18 protein-coding genes are annotated in these 16,720 nt (G+C 60.9%); 6 read left to right on the forward strand and 12 right to left on the reverse strand.

Annotation, left to right across the window (positions count from 1 at the left end; translation table 11 throughout):
• Nucleotides 1-9 precede the first annotated feature (9 nt).
• The 6 genes from HV765_RS30265 (at nucleotide 10) to HV765_RS30290 (ending at nucleotide 3,591) form a co-directional block, all read left to right on the forward strand.
• Nucleotides 10-240, forward strand: coding sequence for a hypothetical protein (locus HV765_RS30265; protein WP_175171938.1), 231 nt, complete (start codon nucleotides 10-12; stop codon nucleotides 238-240).
• A gap of 19 nt (nucleotides 241-259) precedes the next feature.
• Complete coding sequence (locus tag HV765_RS30270; protein WP_175171940.1) at nucleotides 260-682, forward strand: thioredoxin domain-containing protein; 423 nt, start codon at nucleotides 260-262, stop codon at nucleotides 680-682.
• Nucleotides 683-754: 72 nt separating this feature from the next.
• Nucleotides 755-904, forward strand: a complete 150-nt coding sequence (locus HV765_RS30275) for a hypothetical protein (RefSeq protein ID WP_164741215.1) — start codon at nucleotides 755-757, stop codon at nucleotides 902-904.
• A 30-nt stretch (nucleotides 905-934) separates the two neighbouring features.
• The gene (locus HV765_RS30280) at nucleotides 935-2,923 is read left to right on the forward strand and encodes a ParB/RepB/Spo0J family partition protein (protein ID WP_175171941.1); all 1,989 of its coding nucleotides are present in this window, start codon (nucleotides 935-937) and stop codon (nucleotides 2,921-2,923) included.
• 86 nt (nucleotides 2,924-3,009) lie between these two features.
• Nucleotides 3,010-3,288, forward strand: a complete 279-nt coding sequence (locus tag HV765_RS30285) for a type II toxin-antitoxin system RelE/ParE family toxin (RefSeq protein WP_175171943.1) — start codon at nucleotides 3,010-3,012, stop codon at nucleotides 3,286-3,288.
• A gap of 12 nt (nucleotides 3,289-3,300) precedes the next feature.
• Nucleotides 3,301-3,591 (forward strand): HigA family addiction module antitoxin, encoded by a 291-nt coding sequence (locus HV765_RS30290; protein ID WP_198158204.1) that lies wholly within the window; start codon nucleotides 3,301-3,303, stop codon nucleotides 3,589-3,591.
• Between the two features lie 536 nt (nucleotides 3,592-4,127).
• Here HV765_RS30290 and HV765_RS30295 read toward each other — a convergent pair.
• The 12 genes from HV765_RS30295 to virB11 all read right to left on the reverse strand — a co-directional run bounded on the left by HV765_RS30295 (nucleotide 4,128) and on the right by virB11 (nucleotide 16,626).
• Nucleotides 4,128-4,694: a hypothetical protein gene (locus tag HV765_RS30295; RefSeq protein WP_175171945.1), complete on the reverse strand. Its 567-nt coding sequence runs from the start codon at nucleotides 4,692-4,694 to the stop codon at nucleotides 4,128-4,130.
• Between the two features lie 8 nt (nucleotides 4,695-4,702).
• Nucleotides 4,703-7,576: a MobF family relaxase gene (gene mobF, locus HV765_RS30300; RefSeq protein WP_175171947.1), complete on the reverse strand. Its 2,874-nt coding sequence runs from the start codon at nucleotides 7,574-7,576 to the stop codon at nucleotides 4,703-4,705.
• 55 nt (nucleotides 7,577-7,631) lie between these two features.
• Complete coding sequence (locus tag HV765_RS30305) at nucleotides 7,632-9,260, reverse strand: type IV secretion system DNA-binding domain-containing protein (protein WP_175171949.1); 1,629 nt, start codon at nucleotides 9,258-9,260, stop codon at nucleotides 7,632-7,634.
• A gap of 63 nt (nucleotides 9,261-9,323) precedes the next feature.
• Nucleotides 9,324-9,674, reverse strand: a complete 351-nt coding sequence (locus HV765_RS30310) for a hypothetical protein (RefSeq protein WP_175171951.1) — start codon at nucleotides 9,672-9,674, stop codon at nucleotides 9,324-9,326.
• A 65-nt stretch (nucleotides 9,675-9,739) separates the two neighbouring features.
• Complete coding sequence (stbB, locus tag HV765_RS30315) at nucleotides 9,740-10,447, reverse strand: StbB family protein (RefSeq protein WP_083036994.1); 708 nt, start codon at nucleotides 10,445-10,447, stop codon at nucleotides 9,740-9,742.
• A gap of 9 nt (nucleotides 10,448-10,456) precedes the next feature.
• Nucleotides 10,457-10,879, reverse strand: a complete 423-nt coding sequence (locus HV765_RS30320) for a hypothetical protein (RefSeq protein WP_175171953.1) — start codon at nucleotides 10,877-10,879, stop codon at nucleotides 10,457-10,459.
• Nucleotides 10,880-10,916: 37 nt separating this feature from the next.
• On the reverse strand, nucleotides 10,917-11,792 hold the full coding sequence (locus HV765_RS30325) for a KfrB domain-containing protein (protein ID WP_175171955.1): 876 nt from the start codon (nucleotides 11,790-11,792) through the stop codon (nucleotides 10,917-10,919).
• A gap of 737 nt (nucleotides 11,793-12,529) precedes the next feature.
• Complete coding sequence (locus tag HV765_RS30330; RefSeq protein ID WP_175171956.1) at nucleotides 12,530-13,579, reverse strand: helix-turn-helix domain-containing protein; 1,050 nt, start codon at nucleotides 13,577-13,579, stop codon at nucleotides 12,530-12,532.
• A gap of 64 nt (nucleotides 13,580-13,643) precedes the next feature.
• Entirely contained in the window at nucleotides 13,644-13,913 is a 270-nt protein-coding gene (locus HV765_RS30335) for a hypothetical protein (protein ID WP_046804256.1), read from the reverse strand.
• A 155-nt stretch (nucleotides 13,914-14,068) separates the two neighbouring features.
• Nucleotides 14,069-14,554 carry a hypothetical protein gene (locus tag HV765_RS30340; RefSeq protein ID WP_217483406.1) on the reverse strand — a complete coding sequence of 162 codons (486 nt, stop codon included), beginning with the start codon at nucleotides 14,552-14,554 and terminating at the stop codon, nucleotides 14,069-14,071.
• Nucleotides 14,538-15,215, reverse strand: coding sequence for a hypothetical protein (locus HV765_RS30345; protein WP_175171959.1), 678 nt, complete (start codon nucleotides 15,213-15,215; stop codon nucleotides 14,538-14,540). Before HV765_RS30345 ends, HV765_RS30340 begins: the two co-directional genes overlap by 17 nt.
• Before the next feature lie 391 nt (nucleotides 15,216-15,606).
• The gene (gene virB11 / locus HV765_RS30350; RefSeq protein ID WP_175171961.1) at nucleotides 15,607-16,626 is read right to left on the reverse strand and encodes a P-type DNA transfer ATPase VirB11; all 1,020 of its coding nucleotides are present in this window, start codon (nucleotides 16,624-16,626) and stop codon (nucleotides 15,607-15,609) included.
• Between the last annotated feature and the right edge of the window lie 94 nt (nucleotides 16,627-16,720).

Consider the following 16,720-nt stretch of genomic DNA (forward strand, 5'->3'; position numbering starts at 1 on the left):
GGAACCCAGATGCTTATCAAGTACGTAACGGACCAGATGGAAGGCGAGCCGGACATTCTGACCGCACTGCGCCACCAGCCTTTGCTCCTGCGCGGCCTGGATGGGACGACCCTGCACGTCCAGCAGGCCCCGGCACACGGCTGGACACATGAGGGGCTTTGCGCTGTGCAACCTGAATCGGCCGTGATCGGCTGCGATGCGTTCCTGGGAACGTCCTGGATCGGTTCAACCGAAGTCTAGTTAAACAAGGAAATCCGCCATGTCTTGCGACGTCGTTCTGTACACCCACCTGGCTTGCGTCCAGTGCGAGCTTTCCAAGGATGATCTTGCCGCGCGCGGCATCGACTTCACCGAACGCAGCGCTGCCGACTTTGCTCAAGCGCTCGCGGCAAAAGGCTATGACACCGCGCCAGTCTTGGCCGTCGCCATCGAAAACGAATTGGTCACATGGCAAGGCCACAGGCCCGACATGATCGAACTGCTCGCGGACCTATTCGATCTCGGGCCGGTTTCGGCCCGGGGCCTGCGCGATAGGGAATCGGCGGACGAAGCCGTGGTGACGCGCATCCAGGTCATGGAAGAAATCGGTAGGCATCAATTGAACGCTCAAGAGTTCTTTGCCGACTGCGGCAATCACCCGCTGTATCGCGGCCACGTGCTGCTGGAGTGGCTTGGCTATTAAACGAAAAAGCCCCTGATCGGCGGCAACCGACAGGGGCTTGCACCTCGACCCACCCTTCGAAGGAGAACCGTGATGAACCACGACTTTATCAGATTGGCGAACGACATGCGCCGCGCCCACGTGCTGGGCCTTTCCTACCGCCTTCCGGCGATGACGGTGCGCGACCTTGCCACCCTCATCGCCGCGATGCAGGACGCGCCGGTCACTGCACAGCTGCACTAATTCCGATAAATCGAAGCAAGAGCACACACCATGAAGATCGACTCCAAAGAACTCGCCGCCATTCACGCCGCAAGCACCCGCACGGAGATCCCGCATTCCCAACTGCGCCTGAGCGAAAGCTATCAGGCTCGTCGTCCGCTGGATCCGAAGAAAGATCCTGAACTTTCGGAACTGAAGGCCACGATCAAGGCCATGGGCGGGCTGTTGCAAAACCTCGTGGTCGTTGCGTGCGCCGATGGCTTCTACGAAGTCTGCGCGGGCGGTCGGCGCTGGGCAGCGCTGGGGCTGTTGATCGAAGACGCCGTGTTCCCGGCAGACTACAGCGTTTCGTGCCTCGTGATTCCGGCCGAATACGCCCACCACGCCAGCCTGATCGAAAACATCGCCCGCAAGGCTATGCACCCGGCAGACGTGTATGAATCGTATGCCCGTATGCGCGCGGAGAAAAACTGGACCATCGAAGCCATCGCGGCCGCGCACGGCGCAACGGAATCCGCCGTAAAAAAGCTGCTGGCTCTCGGCGCTGTTTCGCCCAAGCTCATGCAGCTATTCCGCGATGGCAAGATTGAAGTTGCCGATATGCAGGCGTTGGCGTCGGTTTCGGACCACGCCCGCCAGGAAGCGGCATGGAAGGCGGCGCAGTCGGAACACTGGAACCGCGACGTTCATATCCGCAACCTCCTGGCTGAAACGGAAATGCTGGGTGACTCGGCCGTTGCCCGTTACGTGACAGTTGCTGCGTATGAGAAGGCGGGCGGAGAAGTGCGCCGCGACCTGTTCGAGAACGATACTTATCTGGCTGATCCGGATATGGCCCGAACGATGGCCCTGGCGAAGATGCAACGGTCCAAGCTTTTCAAGGCGATATCGACCGAGGGCTGGCTGTGGGTGGAATGCCGGGTGTCTTTCGCATACGACGACAAGAAGCAATTCGGGGAAATCCAACGCGCCCACCTGGACCCGAGCAAGGCCCAGGCCAAGCAGATTGAAGCGCTGGAAAAAAAGGTGTCCACCGCACAGGAAAAGCTGGATGGCTTGCGCGCCGTTGAAGGCTACGACGAATCCGACCTCGATAAAGTTCGGGCGTTGATTCGCGGATACGAGGGCGAGATTCGGACCATTCGTACTGAATTGTTCGACTATCCAATCGAACTCAAGGCTTTGAGCGGCGCGGTCCTGCACCTCGATTACGAAGGCGGGCTGACCGCCACACGCGGACTGATCCGCAAGGACGAACGCGAGACGGTGGCGCAGATCCTGCGCAGTACGGCAGGAGCCGGTGAGCAGGTTTTGAATGCTGACTTGCCGCCCGTCGAAACCCGCCCCGTACATTCCGAAGCGCTGACAAATCGGCTCCAGGCCCAGCGCGTGATCGCCCTGCAAGCCGAAATCATCGCCCGTCCGAACTTGGCGCTTTGCCTGCTCATTGAGCAGATGCTGGGCGACTTCGACGGGAGTCAGCGCAGCGGTTCCGGTGACTCGTTCGACCTCTCATTGCGGCCTGCGCATCATGAGCTTGCGAATACGGACGCGGACATCAAGGACAGCCCAGCTTGGGCGCGGGTTCACGAGCAGATTGAAGCCGTCACCAAGAACGTGCCGGAAGATGACGGGGCGGTGCTTCCCTGGCTGCTGGCGCAGCCCCAGGCGGACCTCATCGAGTTGCTCGCCGTGCTGACCAGCATTTCGATTTACCGCCGCCAAAGCCATTCCTATGGGGCGGAACCACGGCACCTGGACCGCCTGGGCGAACTGGTTGGGTTGGACATGAGCAAATGGTGGAAGCCCACGGCGCAGTCCTACCTCGCCCACGTGTCCAAGGACCGAATCGCGGCTGTCGTTACCGACGCGGTCGGTGCGGAGCAGGCCAAGCCGCTGTTGGCGATGAAGAAGGCCCAGGCAGCGACCGCTGCCGAGCAGTTGCTCGATGGGAAGGGATGGGTGCCGGAATTGATGCGCGTGAAGCCTTTGCTGTCGAACCCGGAGCCGATTTCGCAGGAGGCGGCAGCGGGAGAGTAAGCCACCGTTAGGGAAGGGAAGGGGCAGCACGCCAATTTTGCGCGCCGCCCCATTGCATCGTGTATCGTTACGGGATACAATAGCGCATGATCATCGGATTTCGCCACAAAGGTCTTGAGACCTTCTACCGCACCGGTTCAACCCGAGGAATTCAGGCGGCACACGTCAACAAGCTGGGCCGCATCCTGGCCCTGCTCGATGTGGCGAAGGGACCGCAGGATATGAATATCCCGGGCTTTAAGTTGCATTCGCTCAAGGGCGGTCTGGCCGAGCATTGGTCAGTCTGGGTCAACGGCAACTGGCGCGTGACATTTCGCTTTACCGAGGCCGGTGCTGAACTGGTCGATTATCAGGACTACCACTAGGAGCCAATCATGATGCACAACCCTCCGCATCCGGGTGAAATTCTCCGGGAGGATGTAATTGCCCCCTTGGGGCTATCTGTGACCGAGGCTGCTGACCGGCTGGCCATGTCGCGGGTGGCACTTTCCCGGGTGCTCAATGGCAAGGCTGGTATCAGCCCGGATCTGGCTGTCCGGCTGGAGCATGCTGGGGCCAGTACTGCCCAGGCTTGGGTCGCAATGCAGGCCAACTATGACTTGTGGCAAGCGCTACAGCATGAGCAGCCGCCTGTTCGGCCCTTGGCCTCAACGGCAGCAGCGCACTGACATAAACCATCCGCCAAAGCAAAAGGCCGCCCTAGGGCGGCCTTTTGCTTTGGATGTACCAACGGGTTTGGTATGGGGCGGCCTTTCCCACCGGCTGCGCCGGCGGGGCCGTCCTGCGGACTTCGTGAGCGTCCCCCGGACGCTCACAGGTGCCCTTAAGGCCCCCGCCGCCAGGGCGGCGGCGGGTCCCTTAAAGCCACCACACAGGACGCACCCTCCGGGTGGGGTCATCTCTTTGATTCTTTTGGGTTTTCCTTGCGGCGGGCTGTTTTCTTTTGTCCGACAACGAAAAGCGCCTCAAAACATAAACCCGCGCAAACGCAGGCTGGCGCTTGCATCCTCACTGTATACAAACGTCTGATTTTGCGGACTCTCGCGCTCCAACTGCCCGCCTTGTGACGCCTTGTCTACACGTTGTGACGCCGTGTCTACACGTTGTGACGGCTTGTCTACACGTTGTGACGCCACGTCTACACGTTGTCTACGCAACGTGACAGCTTGTCGACAAGCATATGGGCTGCACTCGTACTCGGACGCTAGTCGCACCAGGACACGTGACATTTCGGGCAGCCGGTCATGCCGGTGGCGTCTGTAACGTCCAGGGTGACGTCCTGCTCGCAGCGATAGCAGTAGCCTTCCGGCGGTAGAAAGGTGAGGCCTTTAGCTTGCCGGAGCAGTGTTTGCGCTCGCTCGGCAGTGCGCGCCCGCGTTGTTTCGTCTGGCTGGGATATCTCGAACAAGTGCATGACCTGGTCGCCCAATTGCAGAAGTGCGTGTAGTTGTTCTTGTTCCTGTTCGGGTTGCCCTAAGACTAAGCTCCCACTTGAGGGATGCCGTCCGACCTCGACACGCAGGCGCCCACGATGCTCATGGTCGTGCCCATCTATGCGAAAGAGCATCACTCCGATTTCTTCTACATCTTCGCTGGCGAGCCAGCGCGAGTATGACGCCGGCTTGCAATAGCCCAGGCGATGAAACAGCCAGGCAGCATGCCTCTGCGCGAGCCTGATTTCGCCAGTGGCTCCGTCCCGGTTGGTACTTTCGATGTGGACAAAGCTTCCCTTGCCAGTTAGCGTGAAGAACGGCGTTTGACTAGATTGCATTGTTCATCCTATTTCGAGTGGTGTTCCATGTCTGCCGGCGCCTTGTGCGGACGCCAGGGACGGGTAGATTCCAAGCCGATGTCCAGCGCTGCCGTTTTCTCCTCCAGCCGGTTCACGGCACCGGACAGCTTTGCGGCGTTCTCGGTGTAGATTTCCGTGTGAAAGCGTGCCCGGGAAATCGCCACGTAGTAGACGTCGCGCTGCGTGGTGCGGCTGAAACTCTCAGAGTTGATCAGCGCGCGATCGCACGTCAGTCCCTGCGCGCTGTGGCTCGTGGACGCGTAGGCCCGATCTAAATGCAGCGGCGCCGTTGCCGCGTTCATCGTGATTCGTCGGCCGTTGCCGCCGATGGTGACCGTTGTGGGCGTGACCGCGAGCACTTCAAACCGATCACCGTTGGCCAGATCGAGAGCCGCGTTGTGTCTCGTCGCCCGAACCCAATCGCCGGCGGATAATTCTGCCTTGACCGGTTCGTAGACTGACAACTTGGCGGCGCGAGCAGGATTGAAGGTGGTCCGGACCTTACTTTCCATATGCTCAACGACTAGGTCATTGGGCTTTCCGGCAAGCGCGCCAATGACGCGGTACATCTCGCCCTGCCGCAAATTCCCGGTTCTGTAGTCCCGCTCCGGCTGCACAATATCCCCAGCGATGAAGTACTTCGCCACACGCCGTTCTGCCTGCGTAGTGTCACGCCGGGTGAGCATCTTGAACTCAAAGCCGCGGCCGCCCAGTCCGAGCGCCTGGTGAGTAGCCTCGTTCAACGCATTCCGCGAATCGTTCGTGCCGGTCACGATAAGGGTCTCCCGCCGCTCATCGTCGTTCAGCGTTGCGTATCGCGTCGCTATGGCGTCATATCGTTCGCCGTCGTCCTTGATGGTGTGCACCGCTTTCAGCTTCTGATCTAACACGCCAAGGGAGGCCGACGCCTGACCCTTTGCCGCTAGTTCCACCGCAGCCTTCAATTCGGGGGACTTCTGGCGAATGATGTCGCCCATTAGGGCCGTAGCCATGCCAGCTACCTGCAACTGGTGAAACGGGCGGCCAGCCTCGATGGCCTTGGTTTGGCCCGTGTCGCCCAGCATGACGACGCGTGCGTCGTCGGCCTCGGCCATTTTCATCAGGCGTTCCATGAGGCGGGCAGGGACCACGCCCGCCTCATCGATGACAAGGACGGTTTTCGGGTCGAGTTTGAAGCGGTCCTTCTGACGTGCCTCCAGAACGGATGCTACGGTCCTGGATTCCATTCCGAGTTCCCGCAATGCCTCGATCTGCTTGCCGTAGGACGCCACGGCCTGGACCTTGAAGCCAGCTGCTTCAGCGGCCTCCTTGACCTGGGCCAGCATGTGCGACTTGCCGGTCCCGGCCAGGCCTTGGACGCCGATGAACCGGTGTGGCGTGCTGAGGATCAGATTGGCGGCCGCCAACTGGCCTGGCTTAAGCGAGCGGCCCGCCATAGCGCCTTGGGCTGCTCGAATATCCAAGATTGGCGCCACCTGGTCACGCCCCTCGCGCTCGATCTGGAGGATTCGCTTTTCGCGCTCCCGAGCCACCTGTGTGGTGTACCTTGCGCCGGTCGGAACAAGCTCACCTCGAGCAATGGAAATGCGGATTCTTTCTTCCGCATGTTTTTTGCTCATCCCACCGACGACGAGGGCGGTGACCAAGTCCGACCGTGATTCGCCGGCGCCGTCTTTATCCTTCGCGTGCCGGTATTGAATCGTCCCAAGGATCAGATGGCCTTTATCAAGTGAGCGCTTGACGGCCGATTTGAGGTCGCCCAGCTTTATGCCCATGCCGTGCGAACGGCGCAGCGCGGTCTTCAGCATCTCCTTTCCATCTATCACGGATTCGCGTTCGGTGTGGTGCTTGATCGCCCACCGGAGACATTCGTCCGCAATCAGAGCAGCCGCCTCCGGCGTCAATTCCTGCCGGGGTGGCTTGCCGCCTTCCAATCCGGCTTCCTTTTCCAGTGGTTGCTTTTCTCCATTGAAATCAATGCCGAGTTCAGTCGCCTGTCGTTCCCAGTCACGCTGAAGTTCTTCGCGAGAAATTTCGGGGGCCTTGTCCAGGCGAGTTTTGAGGGCGATAGTTTGCTTGAGGGCTCTGCTCGCAGATTCGCGGGTTTCACCCAATGCCGCCAGTTCAGCATTGATGTCCTGCGAACGCTTGGAGAACCCTTCGATGTGGTCCCGAGAGATATGCGCGAGTTCGAAGCTCTTGCCCTCATAGCGGATCTGATGGCCGGACTTCTCCAGGCTGCTGGCCAGCTCCGCGTGATACACCGATTCCATCATGGACTTCAATCGATAAATTTCGTCGTTCGATATTGCGACCCAGCGCCCATCGGCGCGTTGGGTGAGGTTCATCAACAGTGCGTGGGTGTGCAGCTGGGGATCCGAATAAGCGCCATCGGTGGGCCTGGCCGTCTCGTGCCGAAACTTCGCGATAACAGCATTGCCCGTTCGCTCCGTAGTCGTTATTCCCTGCTCCGTCTGGCGCGCGCGCAGTAGCTCGTGTTCCAGAAATTCCAGCGCCTTGCTCACCGCGTAGTCGTGGGCCTCGATGACTGACGGATCCTTGCCGGCCAGCGCCTGGATGCTGACGCTCTTAGGCGGAGAGAATGTCATATCCAGTGCCGCACGTGCCTCAGCATCCAACCTGATAGAACGCGATAGTTTGACGTCAGGGCCGAAGTCACCGCGCAGCGCGCGCAGAAATTCCTCCTGCTGAATGGCGCCGGTCAATCCGAGCGCGTCAGCCGCCTTGCCTTGCCACTGGGCGGCGGTCCCGTCGCGGCTGTAGTAATCGTCCTTCTGGTCGGCGTAGTAATGCGAGGCCTTTGTGGCAGCGCTCCGATGGATCGATTTCAAAGAGATCATTAGATTTCCAGTACGCGCAGACCGCCATGCAAGGTGACGGTCCGGCGTGAAATGGTTATGCGGCCATGGTCGGATCTTCGGGCAGATCCACCGGCGACCATGATTGGGGGTCGTCAGCTGGCGACTTTGCCATCCTGTGGGCTCCGGCGCGCTTCGCCTCTACAAACGGGGCATTTCGTACTGCGAAGGTCATTGGTTGTAGAACGAACTTGGCAATCGGCCGATCACCAGCGAAGGCGACCCAGCCGGTTAGATCGGGCAGCGACTGGATTTGCGCAGGCGTCACCACTCGTTCGGTAGAGCGAACCATGCGTTCGCTGGTGTTGCGCGAACTGCCGGGATTACGGCTGTCGGTATACTCCGGCCGCGCCACTTCGTGCTCTCCCAGGGCCTTCGACATCTCTTCGGCCGTTTCTGGATCGGTCTTCGACCCACCAAGCACCACGAGAGAGCGGAAACTAGCGCGAAGGGTCTGCGCTTTATCTGCACCGTAGATGTCCCTAAGCTGGGACACCGCCTGCAGACCGGCCACCACTCCTAGTCCCTGCTTGCGGCCCTTGGTCAAACCGTCTTGGATCGAGGCGAGCTTTTCCAACGACGGGATTTCATCCAGGTAAGTCCACCACCGTCTTTGAAGATCTTCGGGCAGAGAAAGCACCGCCGACAAGAAGACGTCCACCCACGCAGACACGAGCGGTTTAAGGGCCTCCATCATGTCTTCGCGCCACGTGATAAACAGACTGCCCGTGCCAGTGTCCATCCAGTCACGGATGCTGAACTTACCTTGCGGCACACTTACGTGCTCGGCAAGGTACTTGGACAACACGAATCGAGAGCTCGTAAGCGCCTTGCTCGCCTCGGCGGATCCGGCAAACAGCGATTCAGCAAGGGTCCCGGAGAGGAAGGTTCGGAGGTCGTTGTCCGATGCTATGGTGCACCAGCGAAACAGCTCTTCCACAGAGGGCGTGCCTAGCGAATGCAGCTTGCGCGCAGTTTCGCGCAAAAGCAGGCGACCATATTCGTTCCATTCCTCTGCATTAGCGTCCTTCCCGAGGGGTACGATGGAGAGCGCAAGCCGCTTCCAGTCAAAGTCCGCGCGGATCTCGTTGAAGAAGGACCAGCCCTCCGTACGGGCGTCGTATGGATTGAGTAAGACGTCCTCGGCCCGTCCGAATTTGCTGTAAAGGTCCCCGTTTGGATCGACGATGACGCACCGGTTTCCGCGCTTCAGTGCAGAGAAGGCTAGCGCACGCAGTAGGACCGATTTACCACTGCCGGTCGCACCGTTCAGGAGAAGGTGCAAGTTTTCGATACCGGTTGGCATTGGGATGCCTGCGACGTCGATCTGTGCCTTCCCTTTTTCGGTGCACAGTTGAGCGAGCTTTTTTACCGGAACTACTTCGGTGCCGCGTATGTGCTTCTTGTACCCCGCGCCGTCAAAGCCCTCTTTGGTCGAGTATTTTTTGAGCGTGAGCGAGAGTGCCAGGGCAAGAACGAAGCCGATGCTCGGCGCCGCGATCAGAGCGGGGTAGTCCGGCGTCGATATGACCCAATGCGACAGGACTAGCCAGGTAACGTGCGATAGCGGAATGCCTGACATGATCTTGGCAGTGAGAAGCCAGGCAGAAAGGGGCAGGAATAAGAGGACGAATTTGATGATTCGCCGGCGTATGTCGGGTGCCATGAAAGTCCTTTTGGAAGATGATTAAGGCGCCCCGGAGCGCCTTGGAGATTGGGCCTGCGAGGGCTACTGGCGAAGAGCGAGGGCCACCAACGCGCCGCCGATCCCGCTTCCGACGAGCGCGCATACGCCGCAAAGCACGCCAGCTCGCCACGCGGCCGCGGGCAATGCTCGAGTTGCAACGCGCGTTGCGATACGGGCGTCTGTGGCCGATTTTCCGAGCGTCCGGCTTGCTTCTAGCAGAGCACGCGCCGCGTTGCCGCTCGCGTGCGCAGCCGCGTCCAAGCCAGCTTGACGCACCATGGCCGGAACTGCCTGCATCGTTTCCGCGATTTCTTGTTGCCGGACGGTCAGCTGCTCGATCAGAACGACGAGCTGCGCGCTTTCCTGCAACATGTCGCGGTACAGAAGTTCCATCCTGCTGCGGGGGATGCCGGACGAAGTGGCGGGGCTTTCGGGCGGTGTGGCGGTCACAGAGCCTCCTAGAGGAAGAGAGCGCCGAACGCCTTGTCCAGCTGCCGGTCAACCGGACGCGCAAGCGACTGCAGGGCATGCATGTCGCTGAGGTGGCTGACGAGCTTCACATCGTCACGATCAGCTTGGCGCAGCTCGTGCCGGTAGTCGCGCGGGTCGGCGAGGATCTCCTTGATCGTGGTGCGCTTGTTGGCCAGCAGATCGAATACCTCGTTCTCAAAGATCACTGCTTCCGGATTCGCCCGAAAGTCGCCGGACTGGTGCGCGTATCCGAAAATGGCGGCAAACTCCTCACGGACGTCGGAGTCGACGCGATTGAAGAGCACCCGCACGCGTTCGGCCGGTACGCCCATCTCGGAGAGAGCCTGGATCGTCTTGATCGTCTCGCGTTGCGCTTTGCCCGAGGCGACCACGGGCAGGACGTAGTAGTCGATCTCGAGATGCGCCTGGTCATACTTCACCAACTCGGCCAGAAAGTCCTCGATGTTGGAGGCGCCGACGTCGACGATGGCAGCTTCTGCCATAAGCAGCTTGCGAAAGAGACGGCCGAACTGCCCGCCACGCATTTGTTCGACATCCAGGCCGAGATCGGCCGCGCTTTCGTTGGTCGACTCAACTGCGATAATCTCGGCGTCCGGAATACGGGGTGCCAGCAGGTGGCTCGTCGTGACGGTTTTGCCGACGGAGCCGGAATAATTGACGGTTGCGATTTTCATGGGTGATGCCTATTTTCTTCGGCCGATTTCGGCCAGTTCGTTGAGGTCAATGGGATCTGAAGCATTGCGAAGTCGAACCAGGTCGGCTTTGCTTTGAATGCTGCTGGTTGGCGTTTGAGGTGACGCAGCGACCGGAACTTCTGGAACAGCAGACGCGCTGCCGACCGTCGCAACCCTGGATGGTTGTGACGGCTGTTGTTGGCGCCGGCGCCAACGGTGCAGCGCCTGCCGTAGCGACGCGGGCTTCAACGTGACTCCGGCGCGGCTAAGTACTTCGAGGATCCCGGAATGGGAAACGCCTTGTCGCCTCAAATCGTCGATGAGAGGGAGAAGCGTCCGAAGTCGCGCTTGCGAATCAGCAACGCGAAGGTCGTTTAGCTGCTGAACTGTGGTGGGCTGAACGCCGTCCTGTGACGAGTGTTTCTTTTCCATAGTGAGTAGCTTCACCGTCTGATTTCGGCATACTTCTCTACCGCTCGAGGGCGGCTGAAGTTTTCTCCGCGCCGGCCTTTTCCAAAGCGGTCGTTGCCATCGCCATGGTGTCGACCTGGCGCACCAGGCCGACCTTTCCGCACGGGTAGCTGATCTCCACGTCCTTGCCCACGTATTGCTGGGGGTCGGAAATGGCCAGCGTGCCGATCCTGTGTTCAATTGCGATCTCATCACCAACAATCTGACACGCGATATCGCCATGGATCGAGACGATCTGTCCGCGATAGGTCGCGCCAATCTCTGCGGGCTGTACGGGAAGCGAGCCGTCCCAAAGGTCATCTGCAACGTCGAGCTTCAGATCTGCGGCCGCGCCGTAATCTCTCAGGAGTTGGGCGGCTCGGTCGGCGGACATGACGGAATAGGACCACCCTTCGGCATTGCGAGAGTTATCGACCACGTACTCCTTGACGAGCGCCTCGCCCAGCTGGTCGACCGCAAGCACGGTGATGCTGGAACGATAGGCCGGCTCTTTCGGCGCCGGGTTCCAGAATTCCGCGCGCGCCTGCTCGGGCACGCTGGCCTGCAGCGCCGTGTGCGTCTCGAGATGCGAATGGTCGTAGAAGCGCTCCGTGTCGATGTCGCGCACGGACTTTCCGTCCCAGCGCTTGAGCGCCTCGGCCGCGGCGCGTTCCAGGTCGTCGTGATACGGGTCGGGCGACAAGTAGCGCGGATCGACGACGGCGTCCTCGAGCGAGGGGGCATGTACGAATTGCTCAAGGCCGGCGCCGTGCGCGACCGGCTTGCGGTCGGCGCTGGCGGCGAAGGTACGCGGGCCGTTTGAAACGGACGCGTGATCGTGCCGGGCAGGGCGAAATAGCGCCTGGACTTTGGTTTTCCAGTCGGAGATTTTCATGAGATTTCCTCGGGTGTGTGATGGTGCGAAACGGTCCAGGCCGCGCACTGTCGTGGGGTTAAGTTGACGCTGGCGGTGGCGTCCCTCCTGCTGGAGAACCTTGGGGTTGAAGGAGGGGGGGCCGCGCCCGTGAGCGGGCGCGGGGGAACCGTTGCGGTTCCCCGGGGGGTCGGAAGCGCGGACGCCGCCAGGCGGCCGGCCAGGGGGGCAGCAGCCCCCGCGCTTTTGGGGCCTGCCGATCCCCACCCGGCGGATTCGCCGGGAAGGGGACGGACCTTTTCTCCCCGCACGGCAGACACCGACGCAGCTTCGGAGGGCCGCAGCGGTGGTGTGGCGTTGACGGTGTTCAGCAGGGAGGTCGTGGCGCTCGGGGCGGGGCGAGGCCAACGGCCCGCGACGCCCGGGGGGATGCCTTTCCCCCGCCTGGCGGCGCATTGCGCCGGCGGGGAGGGGGACTCAAGCTAAGGGGTTCAGGCCGGCGCCGCAGGCGGCGGGGCGGAGGGAGCGTAGCGACCGGAGGGTAGGCGGATCGGCGTTCGCGACGAGCCAGCGCCTCGCGCGCGACTCTCTCTAAAACCTATAAAACCTATATATACCTATTGGGTACCGTTTTCGGTACTGGCAAAAAGCCGTTTTCGGTACTGGCGAACGAACAAATTGGGACGGGCAAAAACACTTTTCGGGCTAGGCCCAAAACTGGGACTGGTCCCGATATGGGTCCAGGCTGTGGACAACTTTTAATGGGACGGCACGAGTCCGGCGGCGAGGAATACGCGCGCCTTGAAATGGGGCGGCGGCTCGTTCGGAGCCTGCTCAACGCCGAGCTTCTTGCCGGTGGCCACGATGCCGGTCCAACTGTTCTGCCAGGCAATGCCCGCCGTCTCTCCGGCGTCGCGTTCCCGGAAAACCCAGAGCCGCCATGACTCGAACCAGTCGGGTGACATGCCCAGTTCTCCGGGCCTGGACCGCATGTAGGCGCTGAAGGTGGCGGCCATGGCGTCGATCTTCTCCTGCGTCCAAAGCGGCCGCTGCTCCTGCGTCCAACTTCGCCACCGCTCCGGCAGGGTCCAGGTTGCTGGAAGCCGGGTGGGGCCGGCGCCGGCCGGGCGCCCATCAGGCTCGCGTCGTCGCCCTTTTCGCCTGCCCCCCTTCGCTGCTCTGCTGGCGGGCATATGCCGTGTGGCATCGGAAGTAGGAGAGCCTTCAGCGCTGACGCGAGCGCCCGCTGCATCGATTGATCCGCCCGTGGGAAGGAATGTCGCGTCGGTCCCCTCGCAGTGCGGCGACGAGGCGTCGCCCTCGGGAGGAAACAGCGACTCGTCGATCGCGGATCCATCCCGCTCTGACGGCTCGCTTTGGCCGGCATTCGCCCCGCGGTCGCCCTCCGGAGCTGCCAGCGGCACAATCCCATCCTCAAGCTCAAGCCCGTCCTGCAGTGCGAGATCTTGCTGCGTCGACTGCGATTCGCCGCCGGCGACGGCACCAGAGGCCGCAAGGTCGATCAGGGGGACTGCATTCGGGCACAAGCGATAAATGATGCTGCTACGGTTGTCGCCCGCTCGTCGCCCTGTGTCCTGGATCGCGCCCAAGTCGCGAAGGCGGCCGAGGGCTTCGATGACCGTCTTGCGATTTAGATGCGTGACCTTGGCCAAGTAGTCGATCGATGCGAAAACCGTCCAGTGGTCGGCATCGTAACGAACGAGCTGTGCCAGGTTCAGCAACACGAGCTTGGATGAGGATTTCTGGACGTCGGCCATTCTGGCCCATTTGGATGCTTCGACGCTCATGTTCGCCCCTTGCGTTGCTGCGAGTTATTACCGGGTAATGGGTCTTGCTGGTACAGCGTGCCGGTCACGAGTCCGTCTCCAGTGATTCAGCGATGGTGCGGCGTGCCCGCAGGGGCAGGCCGTGTGCTTCATAGAACTCGCGGCGGGCCATCAGCCACGCCTTGTAGGGCCACGCACGGCGCTCGCCCCAGGGGTAGGCGTCCTTGATGGCCTGGTGGGTTTGTTCGGCGCTGAGGCCTTCGGCGCGGCAGCGTTCGAAGACGCTTTGCATGATCTTGTATGCCATGCGGGTGCGTGCTTCCTGCGCGCCGCGTTGGCGGTTCGCTCGGGTCATGGAAGTCTCCGGGAGGAAATGGCGTCGGGACGGTGGAATGGTCGACCGACGGCGGCGCTGGCCCCGAGTAGAGGCGCGCTGGGAATAGGAAACAGAGAAGACATAGCGCGCACCGGCCGCATTCGGCGGCGCTCGCTAGGACTGGCGCCTTGAGCTCAGTCGAGACTGCGAGCGTGCTCGGCCGGCTGGTTTTGAAAGACGTCCCGCACCCACTGCGTGAGACGCAAGATGTCAGCGTCCAGCTTTCTGCGGTTGAAGCGTTGGTCCGGGCAGTGAAGTGAGAAGACGAGGCCGCCGTCAGCATTGAACGTCGCGTCAATTCTCCAGTAGTGCTGCAGCTCGCACCCCTGCCCGTGGTCCAAGAGGATTCTGTCCGCAAGGCGCGCGGCGCGAGCGACGTCCGTACAGAACATAACGAACGGCGTTCGACGCGTCGGCAGGCACCACAGCCGATGCCCTTCGCAGCTGCTTACTGATGAGACGACACCGTCGACGTTGAACACCGCCACGAGCGCACGGACGCGCGAATCGATGACATCGAGCGCGAGCGCCTCGGTATGAGGCCGCAGTGGTCCTTTCAAGCTGCCGGGAGTAGCTTTGCCACGCACCGCTTTCCGTAACTTCTCATATGCCGCTGGCATGATTCCCTCGCGCAGGCATCCGATAAACCCACACATCTCCGTCAGCAGGCGTGTCGAAATGTTGGCGTATCAAGAGGTTGACGGCTTGCGTGTAGCACCGCGAGCGCGCTGGCGTGGTGAGGAACGCAGAGAAAACGGAAAACACACCCATAACGCCAATAATGTTGCCCAGCAACACGCCGTCAGACGGACGGGCGTGCCACTCGGCAGACAATTTTTGCAAGAACGGCACGAGTTCATCGGGCAAGGCAACAGCGATGAGCGCGAGCGTCCAGAACACCATCACGGGCACGTAGATCATTGTCTTTGCGGCAATGGCTATAGCCCATTTCAGGAAAGAAGCCAACTGCGCGGTTGCCACGTAGTCGTCGCGTAGGACTTTCCTCAGGATGGCGGCGTAATCCACATCGCGGATAGTCCCGACCTCGACCCCATTTACGTGGACTATCCATTCCCAAGGTTGCGGTTGCGTAATGCGCACTCCGAGCTGGCGGTCATAGTTCGCCGCGACGAAGTACGAGATAAAGCCGAAACTAGCCACGCATGCTCCGAAGCCGACCATCGGCAGGCCGAGGGCCGTGCCCACGGCGAAGACGAGCAGCAATGCGAGCGCGGCTGGGCTTGGCCAGAACATGAGGGGGTTTTTGATCTTGTTCAACATGGTTTTCTCCACGGCTAGCGAGGGCCGTTTGGTGCAGGAGGAGGGACAAGGAAAAAGCGTTGAAACGCACTTGGGTGCATGGACGGCCGGACAGAGAACGTGCGCTGAACAGTGCTCGTCTGCGGTAGGCGCCCAAAAACGGGCTCTGGCGAGGGTTAGCTTGAGAGCCGGTCTTCGCGTTCGATGGCGTGGATCGCTTCCATCAATCCGTCTACAAGTTGGTGCATGTCGGCAGTGGTAAGGGATGCGGATCCAGTCGGCCCGCCAAGCATGTCACGGCACTCCATGGAAAGAAGTGCGGTTTTTCCGTTGCTGCATTCGTGCCGGAGCCGCAGAACACCTGGCAGCCCTACCGGCGATATGAATGGAACCCGGAGGTCAACGCCTTTGGTCATATGACACGCCCTGGATTGAAGTAGACCTCCACCAGTTTGTAGTTGGCGAAGTAAAGGGAAATGTCCAACGTCGAGAATAGGTACTGGCGAATGGTGTCGAGATCCATTTGATTCCCTGCGACGGATTGCTTGACCAGCAGCGCCACACGGTCATAAGCGCCGCGTGCATTGTTGGCGTGCGTGGTCGTTACCGATCCGGGGTGGCCGGTATTGAGCGCATTCAGGTAATCCCATGCCTCCGGACCGCGCAGTTCAGACAGGAAGATCCGATCAGGTGAGCTCCGCATGGCCGCCGCGATGCAGTCCGTCGCAGACATTCGGCCAGCGCCGGCCCCGTAGATCATGTGCACACGATTAGGATGGTTGGGCAGGAAAAGCTCATGGACGTCTTCGATAGTTAGCAACCGCTCAGTCGTGGGCACACACTCAATGAGGCTGCGCGCAACCGTTGTTTTTCCCGAACCGGTCTTCCCGGAGATGATGATGTTGCGGCAGTAAAGGACTGCCTTCTTCAAGAATGTCAGCATGTCCCGGCTTTCCAAGATTTCCAACAGTTCCAGATCTTGCGGCGAGAGCGCATCCATATTGGCCACCGCGCCGCTGACGTTCACCCAGTTGTCGAAAGCACCGTCCGCTTCGTACTCGTCCAGCGTCCTAACCTCACTGCTGTGCTTGCGAATGTTGATCGAAAGCGAGCCGTCGATCACGGCCGGCGGCTGGGCCACCTGAGCGCGCTCACCGTCGGGCAGCAGCAGCGACATGATGGGGCTGAAGTTGACGTTGTTATAGCTGGCCATAGCCGACACCAGCGCTTCCAGGAAGCTGAACGTCAGCTTCGGATCATGGCGCTCGTGCCATTGCCCGTGAGAGCGCGTAAAGATCACGCCGGGCCGCGTAATGGTGATCTCGCGGACGGCGTCATCTGCCATGTAGCCGGAGATGGGTCGCATCATCTGGCGTAACGCCGTGTCACGGCCGTCCGAGTCGATGGGCGATGTGTTGCGGGAATCTTTCATGGGATGCCTAGTCAATGAACGCTGGACCCGCGACCGAATGGTCAGGGGGCCAGGCGCTTGGTCGAGTAAGAGGTGTCTGTGCGCGAGGCGTCAG

Origin of the sequence: Achromobacter kerstersii (genome assembly GCF_902859595.1) — a bacterium.
Taxonomy (GTDB): domain Bacteria; phylum Pseudomonadota; class Gammaproteobacteria; order Burkholderiales; family Burkholderiaceae_B; genus Achromobacter; species Achromobacter kerstersii.